12 protein-coding genes are annotated in these 19,629 nt (G+C 50.3%); all 12 read right to left on the bottom strand.

Translation table 11 applies throughout. From position 1 onward, the window contains the following. Positions 1-6: 6 nt before the first annotated feature. Positions 7-1,458 carry an alpha-L-fucosidase gene (locus EPD17_RS05950; protein WP_132052579.1) on the bottom strand — a complete coding sequence of 484 codons (1,452 nt, stop codon included), beginning with the start codon at positions 1,456-1,458 and terminating at the stop codon, positions 7-9. Positions 1,459-1,503: 45 nt separating this feature from the next. Further along, entirely contained in the window at positions 1,504-3,996 is a 2,493-nt protein-coding gene (locus tag EPD17_RS05945) for a carboxylesterase family protein (protein ID WP_204743321.1), read from the bottom strand. Positions 3,997-4,092: 96 nt separating this feature from the next. Continuing rightward, positions 4,093-5,418, bottom strand: a complete 1,326-nt coding sequence (locus EPD17_RS05940; protein WP_132052577.1) for a vanadium-dependent haloperoxidase — start codon at positions 5,416-5,418, stop codon at positions 4,093-4,095. Next, positions 5,415-8,780: a VCBS repeat-containing protein gene (locus EPD17_RS05935; RefSeq protein WP_204743319.1), complete on the bottom strand. Its 3,366-nt coding sequence runs from the start codon at positions 8,778-8,780 to the stop codon at positions 5,415-5,417. The genes EPD17_RS05940 and EPD17_RS05935 overlap by 4 nt, the downstream gene beginning before the upstream one ends. Before the next feature lie 8 nt (positions 8,781-8,788). After that, positions 8,789-10,111 carry a cytochrome c gene (locus EPD17_RS05930; protein ID WP_132052575.1) on the bottom strand — a complete coding sequence of 441 codons (1,323 nt, stop codon included), beginning with the start codon at positions 10,109-10,111 and terminating at the stop codon, positions 8,789-8,791. Between the two features lie 4 nt (positions 10,112-10,115). Then, entirely contained in the window at positions 10,116-10,715 is a 600-nt protein-coding gene (locus EPD17_RS05925; RefSeq protein ID WP_132052573.1) for a redoxin domain-containing protein, read from the bottom strand. 96 nt (positions 10,716-10,811) lie between these two features. Beyond that, on the bottom strand, positions 10,812-12,473 hold the full coding sequence (locus EPD17_RS05920) for a SusD/RagB family nutrient-binding outer membrane lipoprotein (RefSeq protein WP_132052571.1): 1,662 nt from the start codon (positions 12,471-12,473) through the stop codon (positions 10,812-10,814). A gap of 24 nt (positions 12,474-12,497) precedes the next feature. Beyond that, complete coding sequence (locus tag EPD17_RS05915; protein WP_132052569.1) at positions 12,498-15,830, bottom strand: SusC/RagA family TonB-linked outer membrane protein; 3,333 nt, start codon at positions 15,828-15,830, stop codon at positions 12,498-12,500. A gap of 135 nt (positions 15,831-15,965) precedes the next feature. Beyond that, positions 15,966-17,189, bottom strand: coding sequence for an ROK family transcriptional regulator (locus EPD17_RS05910; RefSeq protein WP_132052567.1), 1,224 nt, complete (start codon positions 17,187-17,189; stop codon positions 15,966-15,968). A 292-nt stretch (positions 17,190-17,481) separates the two neighbouring features. Beyond that, complete coding sequence (locus EPD17_RS05905) at positions 17,482-18,564, bottom strand: BON domain-containing protein (protein WP_132052565.1); 1,083 nt, start codon at positions 18,562-18,564, stop codon at positions 17,482-17,484. Between the two features lie 513 nt (positions 18,565-19,077). Beyond that, a complete protein-coding gene (locus EPD17_RS05900) occupies positions 19,078-19,344 on the bottom strand; it encodes a short-chain dehydrogenase (protein ID WP_240040755.1) in 267 nt (88 codons plus the stop codon). Between the two features lie 32 nt (positions 19,345-19,376). Then, positions 19,377-19,628 (bottom strand): hypothetical protein, encoded by a 252-nt coding sequence (locus EPD17_RS05895; protein ID WP_132052563.1) that lies wholly within the window; start codon positions 19,626-19,628, stop codon positions 19,377-19,379. Position 19,629 lies beyond the last annotated feature (1 nt).

Raw genomic sequence — 19,629 nt, 5'->3', positions numbered from 1 at the left:
GGGCGATCAGGATGCGGGTGTAAAAGCAAATGCAAGTGCAGGCAGCGCTTCGCCCCCGGCCGTAATCGATTTAGGCAATTGCACTTTTACTTCACCTCCATCCATGGTCCACTTCAGGTTTTCGCCGGTTTGCAGCAGCTTGATTTTTGAGCCCCTTTTCGGCACATGGCTTTCCCATGTTACAGACTGTGGTGCTGGCTTGCCTTCGGGCAGGCACACCAGCGCATAACGTGTGTTGCCGTTTTTGCTTTGGGTAAAATAAGTTTGCCCCTCAGCGTACTTTTCGGTGATGCGGGTGTTGTAAATAGCAGCGCCGTTTTTGTCCATCCACTTACCAATTTCCTGCAGACGTGCAACGGCATCTTCAGGTAAAGTGCCATCGGCTTTTGGCCCAATACCCAGGAGCAGCGATCCGCCTTTTGCTACAATTTCAATCAGCGTGTGCACCACTTTGGTAGCCGATTTAAACTGGTCGCCGGGAACATAGCCCCAGGCGCCGCCCAGTGTCATACAACTTTCCCAGGGATGCTGTATTTGTTTGTCGGGAACACGCTGTTCCGGCGTTTGGTAGTTTTCATACGGACCATGCACGGTGCGGTCAACAATCAGCAGCCCCGGCTGCGCCTGGCGGGCCATAGTGGCAAGCCTGGGCATATCAATATCCTGGCTCCATTCGGGGATGCGGGCACCCCAGGAAAGCACTTCTTCGTTCACGGTTTCCAGCGGACGTACCCAGCCCCCGTCGAGCCACAGGATGTCCATTTTGCCATAGTTGTGCATCAACTCACGGATCTGGTTATGCGTAAATTGTTTGTATTGATTCCAGCGCCACGGATGCTTGCGGATGTCGTAGTTGTTGTTGCGATCGGCAGTGGCGTATTTGGGCCACCAGTAATATTCACTGTGCCAGTCGGGTTTTGAAAAATAAGCCCCGATCATAAAGCCTTCGTTGCGGAATGCGTTGAATACATGCTTGGCAACATCGGCTTTGGGATTGTTCTTAAACGGGCCAGCAGAAATTTTAAAGTCCGTTTCCTTTGTATCAAACATATTGAAGCCGTCGTGGTGCTTGGTGGTAAACACCAGGTAACGCATGCCGGCATCTTTGCCGGCTTTGGCCCATGCTTCGGGGTTGAAGTTTACCGGGTTAAAATCTTTTTGCAAACCCCAGTACCATTGTTTGAAATCATCGTACGAAATGGTGCTGTCGCGTTCAATCCAGTCTTCCGAACACAGTGCCCATGATTCGATCATACCGGGCACCGCATACAGCCCCCAATGAATGATCATCCCAAATTTCTGATCCTGCCATTGATTCAGTTTTTGCCGCACCTGCGGATCGGTAGGCCACTCGTATGCAGCCGATTGCGGGTGAACATTCTGCTGCGCACCAGCCTGCAATTGCAGCATCAATGCGGAGCCGCAAAGCAGTTTGCTTATTGTTCTTGTAAAAGCCATGTCGATATATTCCTGTGTAAAAAACTTTTGTGATTGTTGGTGTGCTTATTTGCCCAGCACCATATTGCTTTCATCTAGCTTCCAGTTGTGATCGAAAAAGCCGGCCGATTTCAAGCCTGCGGCGCCTTGCTGCACCATGTCCAAACTAAAGATCATAAAGTCGGGGAAGCCGCTGGCGCCGGCAAAGTACTGGTTGGCATTGGCAGCGTTCATTCCTTTTACACCAGTGCCACCAATTACAGCCACGGAGGCTATATTGGAGGCCTTGATGGGCCACACAAAATATGCGCCCAAATCATCGCCCTGCCATGTTTTGCCACCGGCTTTGATGCTGTTGCGCTCCATCTGGATCGGGCTGTCGTGCAGCAACTGGTTCCATGCCCTGTTGGTTGTCTTATTGCCAAACAGGATCACACCGCGGTCTTTATAACGGGCCAATGCAAAGTCTTTATCGGCTACTATATCAACGGCACCATTGCCGCGATAGTACCAGGTTTCGGCATCGTAGCGTGCCTTGTTATATGCCCATTCATTTTCTTTTTTTGTACCCGATGTGCCGTACACAAAAACCATCCTGTTGTTGAAGGCGTCTTTAAACGTGCCGTAGCGGTGCGGGCCTTTTTGTTCGGGGCCTGGTTTTGCACCCAGCATCCAGCTTCCGCCATCACGCACCAGCCAAATACTGTCTGCAGCGCTGCGGGTGTTGTAGGTTATGGCATTGCTACCATCCAACGCAATGTTCACCGCGGCACCGGCACCAAAGTCTTTCAGATCAAATTGTAGCAGCCGCACATTTTCGGTAGTGCCGATGATGGTATTGTTGTTTCTATTGCGATTTAATTGAAGCCGGCTGTATTGCAATGGCTGCTGTTGTTGCAGCACCGATGCCCAATAATACGATGCAGAAATACCGGGACTTGCCGTTGTAAAATCAATGATGTTAACAGCGGTATCCAGTTTGCGCTGGTGCCATTTAAAGAAATCGAAAATAGGCTGCCAGTCCACGCTGTGGTCGCCAAACCAATGACTGCCACCGGGGTATTCGTAATAGCTTAGGTCGGTATGAAAATCGCCCAGCACTTCGCGCATTTGCCGTGCATAATCAACCGACACGGTGCGGTCCGAGTCGCCATGAAAAATATAAACACCGAGCGGCTTATAATTTTGCGCCAGTTTGATCACATCGCTTTGGTTGCCGCTGCGCAACAATACCTGTTCTAAAGGGATGCTGCTGCTGTCGGGGATCAATCCATCGGCAGAGCCGTAACCTTTCAATGTAGGATAGCCCGCACATGGCGCAATGGCCGCCCATTTGTCGGGGTAGGTTGCACCCAAAAACCAGGTGCCGTGCCCGCCCATGGAGTGGCCAGTTAAATACACCTGTTGCGGATCGGGTTTGAATTGCGTTTTTGCCAATTGCAATACTTCCAGCGCATCGAGGCGGCCCCAGTCTTCCCAGTTAAAACCACGTGGCCTGCGGTTGGTGGGCGCCACCAGGTTGCCCCAGTCTTTCGATTTGTATGCCCTTGCCTGTCCTATTGCTTCTACGCCGGCACCGTGCACCGAAAAGAACAGTGCACTGCCTTTTCCGGTTGTGCCTGACTGTGGTGCCACGGCATAATATTGCAGGCTGCCATCAATCTGGGAGGTAAATGTTACGCTGTATTTATCGGTTGGCGCAGCTGTTTCTATTTGCAATTTTGCGTCGTCGATGCTTTTTGTGCCTTGCAGCAAGGTTAAAGCGCAGGCTACTTTTCCGGCACTGGTTGCTGCGCTGCCGTCAAAGTTGAATGCAACTTTGCGGGTAGTTCTTGCTGGAATTTCCGGCAGTTCCGTAACTGCTGCGCGGCCTGCAACAACACTCCTGATGCGCAAGCCTTTCAAAGCCCTTTCCGAAGTATTGATCACGACTACTGCACCCTGCAGGGCCGTATTATTGCCGCCCAGCCTTATGTGCGGCAGCGTTGCATCTCCGGTATTGAACAGAACGGGTTTGGCAGGAAACGAAAGATACGCCGTGACCATGATGCCCCGCACATACAATTCGTTCAGGCCCTTTTTCAACTTTACCGGTATATACATCCACCCCGAAGAATAAGGGTCGCCGGTATGCGGCTCGCCATTGAAAAACAGCGAACTGTTTCCTTTGATGTTGAGTAATGCGACGCCTTCCTTTTCGGCGTTGTAGGTAAGGTACATATAACCACTGCGACCAAAAGGATTGCGGCGGTCAGTGCTGCGGTAAAACAAGCGGTTGTTGCTGTCGGCTGTAACCGGCTGCCAGGAGATATCGGCGCCATTGTCGGCCTTGCCCCAAATGGCTCCTTGCTGCGGTGCTTTTAACTGGCTGGTGTATAACTGGTAGGCCAGTGCATCGGTGTAAATGGCTTCGCGGCCATAGCGGCTCGGAACATTTGCCGCCAATGCATTTTTAAAATAAACGGGCTGCTGTGCATTGGCTGTTGCTGTCAGCAAAAAGAAGGAACAGTAAGCTCCCATCCTTTTGATGGCGTGTAGTTTGGAAAAGGGTGTGCTCATGCCTGGTTGTATAGATTCAAGTATTGTTTTGCTATTCAAATGCTGTGTTGCAATTACGATTAGGCGGTTGCAACACAAGCTTTTCTTACCGATGCCCTAATGGTGTGCAGCCAGCTTTGCTGGTCCATTCAGCTTTATTTTCTGCAACACTTTCTCACCAATTTTTTGACCCTGCACCTGCCCGTTTTCTACGGCAGCCCGGTAATGAATACCGCCATAGAGGCGGCTGATGGCCGCTTCTTTTGCTGCTGCATCAAATGAACGAAATGAGCGGATGGGCAAGCCATAACCGGTTTCCGTATCGTCATCAAAAGAAAAATCAGCACCAAAAAAATGGGTCAGCACCACTGCGGCCGCATTCGAGATCACACTGTGCCCGCTGGTATATTCGGGGAATGGCGGCGTTTGCAATAGCGGCCGCCATTGTTCATCGATGTATGCGTTGATATAAGTTTCCGGCCGGATCAGGTTGCTGCGGTATTTTTCTTCCCAGCAGGAAATAAAGCCGTCATACAGCGCAACTGCAGTAAGCACATAGGCCGCAGCCGATGTTGCCAGGTCTGCATTCTTCTTGCGGGCAGCAATAGCCGCAATTGACATCCAATGCCCGCCCGGTGATAATTTTTTGGTGGCAAAATTCAGGTGGCCCTGCACGTTCAGGAAAAACGGGTTGCAATCCCAAAACAGCGCAATGGCTTTTTGTTCGGCCGTCATGGTTTTGTGTGATTGGTAAACCTCCATTGCCTGCCGGTAAAAAAGGCTGGTTTGTAGTGCGGAAAATTGCGGCGGCGGCAGGGGCTTGCATTCACCAGCCGAGTCCAGCGCCACGGTGCGCATCTTGCTCCAATGCGGCTCCACAGCCGCCATATAACCCGGTGCGGTGGGCAGCCATTTACCCGAATCTCTAATCAAATTATAGCGCCGCAGTTTGCGGCTAGCTTTGTATCCATCACTATCCGACCAGGCGATAACAGAATCGGCAACCCTTTGCCCAAATACCAGGGAAGCATCCATTGTTTGTTTGCCAACGCCGGCATATTTTTTCAGTAAAACCTGCAGCGAATCATCCAGCGCAGCTTCGGAAAAAACAAAGCGGCGGGCTGTTTTCATAAACGCATACACAGAGGCCAATTCGTAGTTGACCGGTGCTTTTGTTACGGGCTGTGGAATGACGGGAAAAGAATTTAATGAAGCCGACAGCGAAACATACTGCTTCTGCGCCGGCAGTGCAGCCTCGTAAGCGGCCACGCTGGCGTAGAGGTAAATGCGGCTGGCAACGGGCGGCGAAAAAATATCATGTACAATTACTTTGGTCAGTGCGCTTTGGGCACGATGCAGCAAGGCAGCATTGTTGCCTTTTTGCTGCGCAAAACCAAGCATGGGCAACAACACTAACAGCGATATGTAACCGAATTTGCTCATGGGTTGATTTGCACTACCTGCAGTGCGTCGTTGTTTTTTGCAATGATCAGCAAGGTGGCGCCATTGCTGCTTTTTACCGAAACGGCATTGCGCACATCGCCGTCGATGAACAAACCTGTGGCGTCGTTGGCTGCTGCTGTAAAGCCGCCTTTACCGTTGCCTTTCAGCAGCACACCAAGGCCTGCATCGTTGCGGCCCAACTGCACCCGGTAAGGAAAAAAATTACCCGCAAGCAACAAGTCGCTGTTGCCGTCCTTATCCATATCTGCAGCATGCACACCAAAGACTTTGGAGAACTGTGCCTCCAGCGGCAGCGGCGTGCAACTAAATTGCATGGAGCCATTATTGATCAAGATGCAGGAAGCAAGCTGCGTTACCGAGAACTTTTGTGCAGTGGCGAGTTTTGCTTTTGGGAAAATGCTTTCCAACGACGCATTAGCATAGTCCTTATACTTCACGAACTTTTTGCGCAGCGGCACAATCTGGTCCAGCAACTCATCACGCGAAGCCATGGGATAAGGTTTGCCCTGTATGTAGTAAGAGGTGATGGCATCCACGCTACCGTTGTCGTCGAAATCAGTAGCATGAATGGTCATGGGTTCCGCCACCGATGCTTTGAATTGATTGTTCAACCCGCTGTTGCCCGCAATAAAATCAATATCGCCATCGCCATCCACATCGGCCGGCACCAGCACCGACCACAAACCTTCGGTGTTGGCCAAACCTGCCTTTGCGCTGATGTTTTCTAAACTGCTTTTTTTATTGTGAAACAGGTGCAGCGGCATCCATTCGCCGCCAATCATCAACTCGGGCAAACGATCACCATCCAGGTCCTGCCACACGGCGGCTGTAACAATTCCCGGTTGCAGCAATTGCTTGCTCCATGATTCGGTAATATCGGTAAATAGAATGCTGCCCACTTTCGAATCGTTGCGCAACAGGTAACTGCGGGCCGCAAACGGAAACGAACCCGGCATGGAGGCACCGCCTACAAATAGATCAAGGTCGCCATCGGCATCGATATCCGCTGCTGCAACCGATGCTTTGCTGCTCAACATTTGCGGCAATGCATTGGCGGCTTTTGCAAACATGCCTTTACCATCGTTGAGGTACAGCCGGTCGGCATACTCCGGCGAACCATCGCCGTATTCGTTGCCGCCACTCACTACATACAGGTCGGCATCGCCATCACCATCCGCATCAAAAAAAAGGGCTTTTACATCTTCACTGGCCGCATCCCCCTGCCAGGGCTGGGTTGTGCTTTCTGTAAAATTTCCATTTGCACCCTGAATAAATAATTTACCTGATTGCTCGATGGCGCCGCCTACAAAAATATCTTCCAAACCATCACCGTTCACATCGCCTTTTGCCAAAGCAGGGCCGAATTTCGATAGCTGGTAAGGCAGCAATACTTCGTCTTTAAAATCAATAAAATAATTTTCCCGGTGCACGAATTTGATTCCGGATGTTTGTGTGATGTCGCGAAACATTGGTTTGTTTGCCGCTGCGAAAGCTGCAGCAGGTGTAGCTTCCTGTTGGTTGTAAGTATACACTTTACCCGCAGCCAGTTGCAGCATTTTTGTTTGCATTCCATCAGGCCAGCGAATGATAATGGAGTCAACCATTGCAGCACTACCCAAACCAAATGACAACACCGGCGAGACCGACGACTGGTACCCACGAACGGAATATTGTTCTGCAAACTGCATATTGCCACCGGCATACACCCAAACCTTTGCACCTAATGCAGCAGTGTTGTTTGCGGCGCCTTTTAACTGCAATTGCACAAAGCTGTTTTGCCCACTCGCCTCCGCATTGTTGCGGTACAACATCACAGGTTCGTTGTTGTTGCCGATGAGCAGATCGAGGTCGCCATCGTTGTCGAAATCGGCATAAACGGCAGCATTTGAAACAGCAGTTTGGGTTAGTCCCCAAACCTTACTACGATCCGTAAAAGTCAGGTCGCCATTGTTTCTAAAAACATAATTCGCCAACTTGTTCGACGGCATCTTCCGCACCAGGTCGTATGTTTTAAAATCAAGTTTGCCGTTTGCCACCGAAGCCATCTGCGCATCGGCCACAGTATATTTTAAAAAATCCAAATCAGTAAAATCGCGGAGGTAGCCGTTGGTCACCAGCAGGTCTTTCCAGCCATCGTTATCCAAATCGGCCAGCAATGCCGCCCAGCTCCAATCGGTGTTGGATACACCGGCCAGTTGGCCTATTTCACTAAACCGCACATTACCCGCAGCATCCACGCCGCGGTTCAGGTGCAGCATGTTGCGCATTTGCTGGTGGTAATATCCGCTATCCAGCAGCAGGTGATACGCATCGTATTCGTCGGGGCCTTTCAATAATTTTTGCCGGTAATTGTCCTGCGGCAACATATCCAGCGTGACCACATCGGGGCGGGCATCGTTGTTGAAATCGGCAATATCGGCACCCATGGAGTATTTAGAAACATGTGTAAATGAGTGCTGCAGCGATTGCGAAAACGTGCCGTTCTTATTGTTTACATAATAGCAATCCTGCTCTGTGTAATCGGAAGTGGTGTACAGGTCGGGCCAGCCGTCGCCGTTGATGTCACTAGCGGTTACGCTCAGGCCAAAATTCAATGCGTTGTTGATGATGCCCGACTGCGCCGTGACATCGGTAAACTTTGCGGCACCGTTTGCAACGCCATCGTTGCGAAAAAGGCGGTTGCCAAAACCAGCATGCGGCGTGGCCCTTATTTTACGGGTATTTAAATATGGATTGTACGTGTGATTGGAATGGTTTAGTAAAAACATATCCAGGTCGCCATCCCCATCGTAATCGAAAAATGCGGCCTGCGTGGATTGCGTGCCCGGCGCATCCAGCCCGTAGGCTTTTGCACTTTCTTCAAAGTGGGGCACACCGCCCTGCAAACCCTTATTGATAAAAAGTTCATTGGACAACTGTGCATCGCTGTACTTACCCGAATGACACACATAAATATCCGCGAGCCCATCACCGTTCACATCGGCAATGCTTACACCGGTGCTCCAGGTGCCATTGCCCGCAACACCAGCGACTTTAGTAACGTCCCTGAATTTTAGCCCGCCTTCGTTGAGGAATAGTTTGTTGGGCACCCGGTTGCCGGAAATAAACACGTCCTGCAAACCATCGCCATTAAAATCGGCCACACCAATGCCATGCCCGTTGTACAGGTATTCGTATTTGAATACATGCAACGAGTCATCTTCTTTGATGGTGTTGGTAAACTTGAGGCCTGTCTGCTCTGGATCCATCAGGGAAAATAAGGGCCCTTTTACCTGCGCTTGTGCGGAAGTAGCGGCACCAAATATGCCCATCAGCCATATAAAACATTGCCTGTTCAGCATGCGTTATTTTACTCCAGTGAAAGTTGTTCATCGCCTTCGCGGTAGGGCAAAAACACCATCATCAGCGTCAGCATTTCGTCGTTCGACCGCATATCGCCGGATGACATCACAAAACGTGGCGGATTGCTTGGATTGAACGGGTTCGATGCAGTGTTGTCGTAGGTGCCTTCAATAACCAGGCGGGTGCCGCGTGGTATGTGCACTAGTTTTTTAAACTTATATATTTCCTGCCAGCGAAAATCCCATTGCGGAATATGTGTGAGCCGAATGGTATCGCCGGAAGGTGCAATGCCATATGCACGAAAACTTTTACCCAGCAAGTGCATGTGCGGCCATACATACATCACCGAAAAATCTTCGCCGGGGTTGGTGATCTTAAGCGAGAATGTTTTTACCGTATTCGGCATCAGCATCAGCGGCGGAAAGATCTGTTTTTCGCCAATGCCGCCCGAACCAAATGAGATGACTTTTACGCGGCGCTCCACCGGTGTTTTGGTAAAAAATAAATTGACGCCGGAAATGCTTTGCTCTTCTTTTGCCGAAGGCGCATAATGGACCGTCATTAAAATAACACCGCGTTTGGGCAGCACCCAACCAAAGCCTTTGGGATATTTTTCGCCGGAAGAACCAGGTATCCAGCCACCATAATAAGTGATCGTTTTTTTAAAGGGTTGGTAGGCGTCGTATTGCGACCGGTCGCCTTCCGACAGGTTGATCATCTCGGGGCCACCGTTGATGTCGATGCCTTCCGGTACTTCGTGAATGCTGTAGTTGACGTGGTGGACAATTTTTTTGTTGTTGGAAGCAAACTCAATAGCTTCCACGTTGGCTGAGTCGGGCAGCTCAAACGGAATTCGGTATACAATGAACCGCTCCATGTTGTCGCCGGGCAGCGTAAATGATTTTGGTGTACGCAGGTTGAGATCGGGCTTGCGACCCATTGCTGTATTGGTTTCCAGCAATGCTTTGTATTGCGCTTCGGGCTCTTTGCCTTCACCTTTTGGCGCTTTGTTATCAATCCATTTCAGGATGACGCCTTTTTCTTTTTCGCTTAAAGATCGGTTGTTGCTGTAAGCAACGTAATGATCATCGGCTTTCCAGGGCGGCATAAAACCGGAGGAAATAACTTCACGGATAAACTTGGTTCTTTTGGCTACATCCTCGTAGGTGATGAGGGAAAAAGGAGCCGCGTCGTTGGGGCGGTGACAGGGTGTGCATTTAGCATGAATGATGGGCGCCACATCTTTGATGAAGGTAGGTTGCTGTGCACCTATTGGTTGCAGCAATGCCACCAGCAACAAGCTCAAAAAAAATAGACCGCACCTTTTCATAAAGCTAGAATTCATTGATCAAACACCCTTTGGCGATTGTGGACCGAATGGCAACCGGTTGGCCATCCAGGTACTGGCTGATGGCATCGGCCAGGTAATGCTGCTGTGCCACCTGCTTTTTTTTACCGAGGCCAACTACCCAGTCGTCGATGGCGCCGCGGTACACAATAGCACCGGTGCTGTCGGCCAAAAACACTTCGGGTGTAACGGTGGCTTGCATGTATTGCGACAGCCGCATATCGGTATCAATCAACAAGGGAAAATTTATCTGGTGCTCTTTTGCAAACTGCTGCAAAGTATCACCTGTATATGCTTTGCCCGGAACAATACCCAACACCTGAACCTGTGCGCCATATTCCCGATTCAGGTTGTTCAGCACCAGGCTGTAATTCTTGCACAGCGGGCATTCCGGCGAGATCAGCACAAACAGCAGCAGCTTTTTTTCTGCGCCATTGATGTGCGCCTTGCCGCCCGAAGTATTCCAGAGATCCATGCGGCCAATGGTGGCAAAAGATAGGCTTTCTCTGGTCCATTGCTGTGCCCCTGAAGGCATTGCCCCCAACAGCAAAACAAAAGCAAAGATCACTGTTTTTATTACCCGCATCACCGCTTCAATTTACACGCTTCGGTTGGTAAAAAAATGAGAAAAGCAAAACCCCGGACGGAAGATTCTGCCCGGAGTTTTGCTTATAAAAAGGGATTAGCGTTTATCCCACCAAACGCGGCCAAACACATCGTTCGGGCCTTGGCCAAACTCGGGATCTTTTGCCATTTCATCCAATGCCGCTTTGCGGGTAGCATAGTTGGGATCGGTAGAAAGTGGCGGTGCAATAGATGCACGGCGTGGAATATCACGCACCACGGCATCAATTACTATGTCCTCGTTTCTCAGCGCTGTGTTCTTGTTCGGCATGCCAGTGCGCTTATACAGCGCCCATGCTTCGTTGGGCTGCTTGTAGTAGTTGAGATAGCTTTGAATAGCGATCTGCTCCAGCGCTTTTGCTGCATTGAATTTTACATCCGGTGCATTCAGGTATGCAGCTATTTCTGCATCAGTAACCGGTGTGTGTTCGGTTACTTGTGCATTGGTAGCTGCGGTGCTGTAAAAACGAATGGAAGCTTCAACACCTTTGTTGTACCATTCTTCCGCATTGCCGCTAACATAGTTGCGGGCAATGGCCTCTGCACGCATCAGCGCATAGTCGGCATAGGTAATGATGGGGAAGAAATTTTTACCCGTACCGTTGTTGGACGCAGGCATCCACATGCGGTATTGCAGGTAAGAAATGGTATCCAGCGTCAGCGAAGAGTTTACCATTTTAGTGGTAAACCAGGTGCGGTACTGTCCCAGCGCCGAGTCGGGGCTGATGTGTGCACCCACGTACTGGCGTGGATTCCAGGTGGTGCTGGCAGGGTAAGTACCTGCAGCTTTTGCCGTATTCAGGTTAGCCTCGGTGTAGTTGTTTTTCTGGTAAAACATACGAATCCGGGGATCCGAATTGTTCCACATAAAATCAACGGTAGGTTTGGGTGCACGGAAACCGGTAGGGTCCCAGTTGCCGCCGTTGTTGAACGATACGTCGGCATACATTACCCAGCTATCATTATTGTTTTCCATTTGTGCGGCATCGGCCAACACTTCGGTAATGATGGCTTTTGCTTTTGCCTCATCGCGTTTCATCAGGCGGAACGCCATTTTCATACGCAATGCGTTGGCAGCTTTTACCCATTTGCTTGCATCGCCTTTATAATACAGGTCGTTGTTGCCCAATGATACCTGTGTTACTGAAGGTGTGGTTTTTAAAATACCGATCACCTCTTTCAGCTTTGCATCCCAGATGTTAAACAGCTCCGGCTGGCTTTGGAAAGCCGGCGTCAGGTTGCCGCCATAGCGGGCCATGAACGCATCGGAGTAAGGAATGCTGCCGTTGATGTCGGACACGTAAAAAGCATAGTACACTTTCAGGATATCGGGGATGGCCCGCATGTGCACCCGCTTTGCTTTTTCCTCGGCCGGCATGTTGTCGATGATCACCTGCACATCGGTCAGTATCGAACCCAGTTGGGGGTAAAATACATTGTAGCGCTGGTTGAAATTGCCTACGTCGTTGAGGAAGTTTTTAGAGTTGCCCTGCTGAAAAACGGCTTGTTGCATCCAAGGCATGATGCGGCGGTAAAAGTCGTAGTAGGCTTCAAAATCGCTGTTGTGCGCCCTGATGCCGGCATTGAGAAACTGCTCCTCGGGCTTGATGCCTGCGAGGATGGTTTCATCGGTGTTGGCCTCTACAAAGCTTTCCTTTTTACATCCGGAAAGCGTGGCCGCAACCAATGCTGATATATAAATGATGTTGTTCAATCGCATAAGAAAGAAGTTGCTTTTATTGAATTAGAATGCTGCGTTCACACTTACACCAATGCTGCGTACGTAAGGCACACCACCATATTCGGCAAATGCACCGGCACGGCTACTAAACACAGATTCCGGATGAATATTGTCTTTTGATGTGTTGTACAGGTATGCCAGGTTACGGCCTACAGCACTTACCCGCAGGTTGTTCATGCGCAGTCTGGAAGAAAAGCGCTGGGGCAGGTTGTAGCCCAGTGATACTTCGCGCAGTGCTACCCATGAATTTTCAAATACAGAGTATTCGCGGATGCCGGTACCCCAGCTGCCAATGCCTTCGTAATACTGCCATGCGGGCATTGGTTTGATTAGGCCTTGCTTCACAGCTTCGCCATAAGTCATACCGCCTACATCTACGCCGGCCAGTTTGATGCCTTCGGCAAATACGCCTTCAGGAATGATACCGTCGTTGCGCTTTACGCCATTGGCGTCGTTGTATTCAACACCACCATGCGAAGCGTCGCGGCCAAACAGGGTGCTTTCGAAGCTACCATAGTTAACACCGTACTGGTGTGTGGCTGATGCCATCAGGCCACCAAACTTGGAGTCAACCTGTACGTTCAGGCTGAAGTTTTTAAACCGCACCTCGTTGGTGTTGCTCAGCAGGAATTTCTCCATCATAGAGCCCAGTTCTTTTTCGCCCTGGCCTGCTTCGCTGGAACGCATGTACACACCATTTTGCTTCAGGATCTTTTGACCGTTAGCAGGGTGGTTGATCGGGTTACCCGATGCATCCATTTTCTGGTAAGTAGCAAATGCATAACCGGTGATGAGGGTACCATACTCTTTACCTACACGGGCAACAGATTTAACGTCTGCACCAAAAGCCAGGTCAAGCTCCAGCGAGTTTACGCCATTGGCTTCGTCGATGTCGATCACCTTGTTGCGGTTGCGGGAGAAGTTCAAAGTAGTGGTCCACTGCACGTCGCGGCTGCGTACCGGCGTACCGCTCAACACGATCTCAATACCCTGGTTTTGGATGTTACCGGCATTGATCAGGCGGCTGCTCACACCACTTTCGGGCGGTGCTGCCAGGCGAACGATCTGGTTGAAGGTGTTCTTTTTATACCAGGCAAAGTCAACACCCAGGCGGTTGTCGAAAAAGCGCAGGTCGGCACCTACTTCATATTCGCGGGAACGCTCCGGTTTCAGGTTCAGGTTGGGCAGGTCGTACGAGCCAAAGCCGTAACGGGGAATGGTATTGTCTACACCAATGAATGTACCCAACAGGTTGTAACCGGTACCGCGGCTGGTTTCGTAAATGTTGGTACCTGCACCGGAGTAGCCCAGGCTTGCACGCAGTTTACCAAACGAAAGGAAATCAAACCCGGAGTTGTTTTTCAGCGACTCGGAGAAGACATAAGCCAAGCCCACCGAAGGATAAAAATATCCATAATCGCCGCTGCCGTTAGGATAAGTCAGCGTAGAGTTCCAGTCGTTACGGGCACTAAAGTTCAGGGTCAGCAACTCTCTCCAGGTAATATCGCCGTAAGCATATACCGCATCGAGGCGGCTTTGCGGAAATACGCGGCCGCTGGCGTTGATGGTGTTCACCGAGTTAGACAGCGCATAGATGTCTGCAATCTTGAATCCACCGTTGGTCGAGTTGTTGCTTTCGTATCCGCTGATGCCGCGGTTGGTTTCACCACCTACAGTCAGGCTACCTTCAAAGTTGGTACCCAGTGCGCTGTTGGCAGTGAGCAAACCTTGCAGGCGTCCATACTTGTTGCTGCTTTGGTACAGGGCATAATAGCCACCCAGGAAGCCAGGCAGTTCGCCACGTTCTTTGTTTTCGCGGCTGATGGCGGTGCTGTTGATGTTACCACGCAGCAATGCATGCAACCAGGGGAGCACATCGATGTTGATATCGAGGTTAGCCCGCAGGTTGTCTTCTTTCTGCATGATGTTTTTCTGGTAAAAATTCCAGAACACCGATGACATGGAACCACGATCATAAGGGTTGCTGGTAGGGTTACCGGCTGCGCCAGTGCGGCCACCTCTTACGGTGTCGATGTAGCGATCCTTATAATAGTCAATGTCGTAGTGACGCGAGTTGGAATAGCCCAAACGGAAGATGGGGTTAGAGTTACCACCTTGCAACAGCGGGTTTTTAGAATTCGAAGTTGCATAGGTAACCATCGCATCCATGTTGATGGCTTTGTTCAGCTTTTGCGTAGCACGCAGGGTAAATACATTACGGCCAAAATCGTTGTTGGGCATAATGCTGCTATTCTTGGTATTGGTGTAGGAAAAACGCACTGTAGTTTTTTCGCTACCACCTTCCAGCGATACGTTGGTATTGTAGTACTGGCCGGTTTTAAAGAGGTCCAGGATGTTGTTGGCGCTCCATGGAATCATGCGGCCGTCCACGTCGCGTACCATCTGGCCATCGAACTTGGGTCCGAAGCTGTAGTATGGCCCGAGCGTTGGCTCTACCTGGTTTACACCATCGGCACCTTTGATAAATGTGGGGTCAACGCCGCCGCCATATTCGTTCTGGAAATCGGGCAGGCGATAAGCTCTTTCAAACGTAGAAGTATGCGATACGTTTACACCCAGTCCTTTGCGTTCGCGGCCTTTTTTAGTAGTAATCAGTACTACGCCAAAAAGGGCGTCGGAGCCATACAAAGCAGTTGCAGCCGAGCCTTTCAGCACGGTTACGCTTTCATAGTCGTCGGGGTTCAGGTTTTTCAGTTCGTTACCGAAGTCGCGGGCATCACCCCACGAGTCGGCACCCGATGTACCGGGCTTAATGAGCACACCATCCACTACAAACAAGGGCTGTGTGTTGCTTCGCGAAATAGAGGCATTACCCCTGATGCGGATCCGCGAAGAAGATGAAGGACCACCGGCACCCTGGTTGATCATTACCCCAGCTACCTTTCCCTGCAGGGCATTCACCAGGTTGGGCGTATTGGCCCTTGCCAGTTCTTCGCCTTTTACTTCCTGCACGGCGTAGGAAAGTTTTTTGGTTTGCTTGCGTACACCAAAGCCGGTAACCACCACTTCATTGAGGGTGTTGCCGCTCGATTGCAAGCTGATTTCGAGGGGGCCACTGGCTGGTGCCGCTACTTCCTGTGCGGTAAAGCCGGCAAAGGAAATAACCAGCGTGGCATTGGGTGCTACGGAAATGGTAAATGAACCATTGTCGTTGGACATAACATTGTTGACGGTGCCTTTTTCATTGACGGTGGCACCCGCAAGAGCTGCTCCATTGGCATCTCTTACTACACCGGTGATGGTTCTCTTTGCCTGCGCTTGTGCAGCTAGGTTTAAGCACAGGAAAGACAACACCAATAGCAGAAAATTGCGCATACGCATGGATGTTGTTTTTGGTGATTGAAGCAATTATTGTTTAAGCCTGATTAAAAAACGTTTTCAATTTTCTTAGGGATGGGGGTAGCTGTACGGGCTTTGCCCGCAGCAGTTAACTACAGTATGGATCAATGATTAATTTCTCATGGCTAGCCCTGCCTGCGGCACCGGCTCCTTAGCCCCTTTTCCTTCTTTATCAAAATTTTCCATCACCAAACTGGCCGCACCAATCAACTCTGCCTCGTATCCCAACCTGGAGATCTGAATGGATGTATTTGCCGATAACCTTGGAATGCAATGTTCGTTTACCGCCTGTTGTATGGGCGCTTCCCACACTTTGCCTGCAGCCGATCCCCGTCCACTCAATACAATCATTGCCGGGTTTAGGATATGGATTAAAATAGCCACACCCTTGCCGATGTTGTATCCTGCTTCCGAAAACAATTCCACGGTAAAAGGATCGCCTTTTGATGCCGCGGCTACCAATGCTTCCACTGCTTCCTCGTAATGTTCCAGCGCTTCCAATTTCAACGAAGACAACCGCCCGGCCCGCAGGCCCTCTTTTGCCTTTTCAATTACCACCAGCAACGAGGTTTCGGTTTCGAGGCAACCCCGTTTGCCGCAACTGCACAATTTGTTGTTTTGAAAAATTGGAATATGGCTGAACTCGCCTGCAAACCCGTTATCGCCGCGAAACAATTCGTTATTCAATATAAGCCCCAGTCCTACCCCCCAACTAATATTGACCACCATTACATTGCTTTTGCTGCGTGGCGATCCAAACCGCAACTCGGCCAGCGCAATCAGGCTGGAGTCGTTGTCGATAAAAACAGGCAAGCCCACCGCTTCGCTGATCTGCGTGGTGATGCGTTTATTGTTGGAAGGAAGAAAAGAATAATTGATGCCTTTGGTTACATCTACAAAACCCGGCATGCCAATGCCTATGCCCACAATCCGCTCTTTGGCAATACCCGAATGGCGGATAAAATCGTTGATGGTTTCCATCAGCACGGGCAACGCCTCGTCGTTGTCGTGCAGCGGCAGCTCCACCTGCTCGGTAGCCACTACAAACTGGTTGTGCATGTCCATAATGGCCAGCCGGGTTACAAACTGGTCCATGGCTACCGACACGATGTACATCACATCGGCGCGAATGGAATAGGTAACCGGGCGGCGCCCGCCTTTGGATGGCGCAAAACCATTTTCCAGCACAAACCCCTCCGCCACCAGTTCATTCAGGATCTTGGTGGTGACCGGGATGCTGATGTTGATCTTGTCGCTCAAATCTGCACAGGAAAATATACCTCCAAAGTACAGCTGCTTTAAAATCCTTTTTTTATAGTTGGCTTTCTTACTCAAAACAGGAGGCAATCGGGTTTGATGGCTCAAACATAATAAATTCTTAACCCACTTTATAAAAAAATTAAAAAGTTCTTAAAGTTTTTCCGCTGAGCAATTGATGAGCGGGATTATGTTGCGGTATGATCGTGGGCATTGCAGGGTTTAGCGGTTAAAAGGGTAAAAAGTGCATTTACCGCTGGGCATCTTTTAGCAAGTAAAATTTCAAACGGCACATCACATTTTTACCCATAAAAAAAGCGCCCTGCCAGTGGCAGAGCGCTTTTTTTATTGGGCAATCGTTGTTGGCTACCTACTTCTTGGTATCGAGGTTGCCCGAGTTGCGGATGATCTCGTTGGTCGTACCAGACTCGTTGCCGATACCGGTGCCGTCGCCACTATTGCCAGTGTATGAGCGGCTATCGGTGTTGCTGCCCGAGTTGTAAGTACGGCTCGAATCGCTGTAACGGCTGCTGTCTTCGTAGCGGCTGCCCGAATCGCGCCAGCTGTTTTCGTTGTTTACGCGGATGCGGTTTTCCACATGCCGCACGCCCATGATGTTTTCCACCAGGTCTTCGGCGCGGCGCTTTTCCTCGCGGCTGCGTACCGAACCTGAAAGCACCACTTCGTTGCCTTCCACTTTTACATCAATTTCCGATGCATCTACATGACCATCCTGGTACAGGCGGTCGCACACATCTTCGCGGATGCGTTCGTCGGAGCGCTGGTAACCTTTAGGGCCTTTGCCGCGGTGCTCACCATAATTGCGGGAGCTGCCGGCCATGCCGCTGGCGTATTGCTGGCTGCCCTGGCGGTAATCGCCACGGTAGTTGCGGCGGTCATCGTCATCGTCGCTAAACCAGGACGATACTTTTTCCTTGGTGCGTTCCCACCAGCTGTTATCATCGTCATCGTGGCGGCGTTCGCGGCCATAGTTGCTGTTGCCGTATTGCTGGCCACCCGATGTGCGCTGTGCATAGCCACTGTTGTAGCCTGATGCGCCGCTGCGCTGGTTGTAGCGGTTTTCGTACGACTGGGAGTTGCCGCCCATATCCTGGCTGCCCGATCCGTAGCTGTCCCAGGCGCCATGTCCACCACCGGTATAGCCCACCTGTCCGTATCCGCCCACGTTCCAGTTTTGGCGGTTGCCGCGGTACTGGTCGTGCTGCATGTTGCCGTAGTTGCGGCCACGGGCCCGGTTGGTTTCTTCCTCACGTTGCTTTACGTTGCCATGATACACCTCGCCATAGCCGGGGTTGGGCGAATCGTTTCTGTTTACATACGAGTCGCTTTCATAATCCGACCGGTCGCGCCATTGATCCCGTCGCTGGTTTTGCTGGTTCCAGCCGGCCTGATAGCCCTGATCGTAACGATCCTGGTTGTGCCTGTTGTCCATAATATATACTATTTAAGGGTGAATAAACTTCCTTCGGGCTGTATTGCAAAATGCCTGTAAAACGTATTTGGAACAGCAAACAACAACCATTGCGCAGCACATAAATACTTATAGCACAGCTTGTTAACAGCCCCGCTTGTTTTTAGCCAATGCAAAACAGCCTATTATCACTAATAAAAACTATGCCTGTAAAAAAGGGGAGCAAGTGGCTAAGGCAAGCGAGCAGTGGAGGGAAGAAGAAGGGTGGAGGACAAATTATTTACATCAAAATGGTTCCCGGTTGTGTTCCTGAATTTTAAGGTTGTCATGCCGAACTTGTTTCGGCATCTCCTACACCTCGCGGAGGTTACAAAAGCACAAGGAGATGCCGAAACAAGTTCGGCATGACACCTCCAATAAACAAGAATTCTACTTCATTTGCAGTTCATCATTACATACCACAAACAAAAAACTCCTGCACGGACCGGTGGTGCCAGTGTGCAGGAGTGATCCAAAAAGTTATGGGTTAACTGATCAGGAAACGGCTTCCTTCACAGTAAGCTTAGCAAAGTCGGAGCCGCTGAAAATTTTAGCCAGCGCTATATTCTTTGACTTTTGATAATCAGCCAGGTGGGTGGCCGTTACAATGCGCCAAAAGTTTTTGGCTTTTAACTCGGCATAATCGGTGCCTTTGATAAACAGCCCATAAATGGGGTCGCGCTTTTTAAAAGCGATCTTAACTTGCTGTCCCTGCTTCATTGACTGGCGGTCCAGAAACTGTTCTATTTCTTCGATATTCATAATCTTATCGGGTTAAGGTAAATATGCGGTGGTTATGCAGATAAGTGTTCTTCAATGGAAGAGCCCAGGTCGCTTTCAACACCATACACCCACTCGGGCAAATCGGTACCGGTGGTTTTCCATTGGCCGCCGGCGTCTTTTATCAGGTTAAAAATCAAACGGTTGCCCTTATCGTCATTCACATCCACATGGTAGCGGGCTTCGGGCCCTGCAGACAAGCGGCGAAAATTGAACTCTCTTTGCCGCTGCCCTGCTTTGATTATTTTAGAAAAATAGGTGCTCATA

Origin of the sequence: Pseudocnuella soli (assembly GCF_004347775.1) — a bacterium.
In the GTDB taxonomy this organism is placed as follows: domain Bacteria; phylum Bacteroidota; class Bacteroidia; order Chitinophagales; family Chitinophagaceae; genus Flavisolibacter; species Flavisolibacter aquaticus.
The sequence above is the reverse complement of the archived record's forward strand: the minus strand, read 5'-3'. Positions and strand labels throughout refer to the sequence as shown.

Excerpts from the sequence above, each read along its gene's own strand:
- EPD17_RS05950 (WP_132052579.1), bottom strand. The coding sequence starts at position 1,458 with ATGGCTTTTACAAGAACAATAAGCAAACTGCTTTGCGGCTCCGCATTG.
- EPD17_RS05945 (WP_204743321.1), bottom strand. The coding sequence starts at position 3,996 with ATGAGCACACCCTTTTCCAAACTACACGCCATCAAAAGGATGGGAGCT.
- EPD17_RS05940 (WP_132052577.1), bottom strand. The coding sequence starts at position 5,418 with ATGAGCAAATTCGGTTACATATCGCTGTTAGTGTTGTTGCCCATGCTT.
- EPD17_RS05935 (WP_204743319.1), bottom strand. The coding sequence starts at position 8,780 with ATGCTGAACAGGCAATGTTTTATATGGCTGATGGGCATATTTGGTGCC.
- EPD17_RS05930 (WP_132052575.1), bottom strand. The coding sequence starts at position 10,111 with ATGAAAAGGTGCGGTCTATTTTTTTTGAGCTTGTTGCTGGTGGCATTG.
- EPD17_RS05925 (WP_132052573.1), bottom strand. The coding sequence starts at position 10,715 with ATGCGGGTAATAAAAACAGTGATCTTTGCTTTTGTTTTGCTGTTGGGG.
- EPD17_RS05920 (WP_132052571.1), bottom strand. The coding sequence starts at position 12,473 with ATGCGATTGAACAACATCATTTATATATCAGCATTGGTTGCGGCCACG.
- EPD17_RS05915 (WP_132052569.1), bottom strand. The coding sequence starts at position 15,830 with ATGCGCAATTTTCTGCTATTGGTGTTGTCTTTCCTGTGCTTAAACCTA.
- EPD17_RS05905 (WP_132052565.1), bottom strand. The coding sequence starts at position 18,564 with ATGGACAACAGGCACAACCAGGATCGTTACGATCAGGGCTATCAGGCC.
- EPD17_RS05900 (WP_240040755.1), bottom strand. The coding sequence starts at position 19,344 with ATGAATATCGAAGAAATAGAACAGTTTCTGGACCGCCAGTCAATGAAG.
- EPD17_RS05895 (WP_132052563.1), bottom strand. The coding sequence starts at position 19,628 with ATGAGCACCTATTTTTCTAAAATAATCAAAGCAGGGCAGCGGCAAAGA.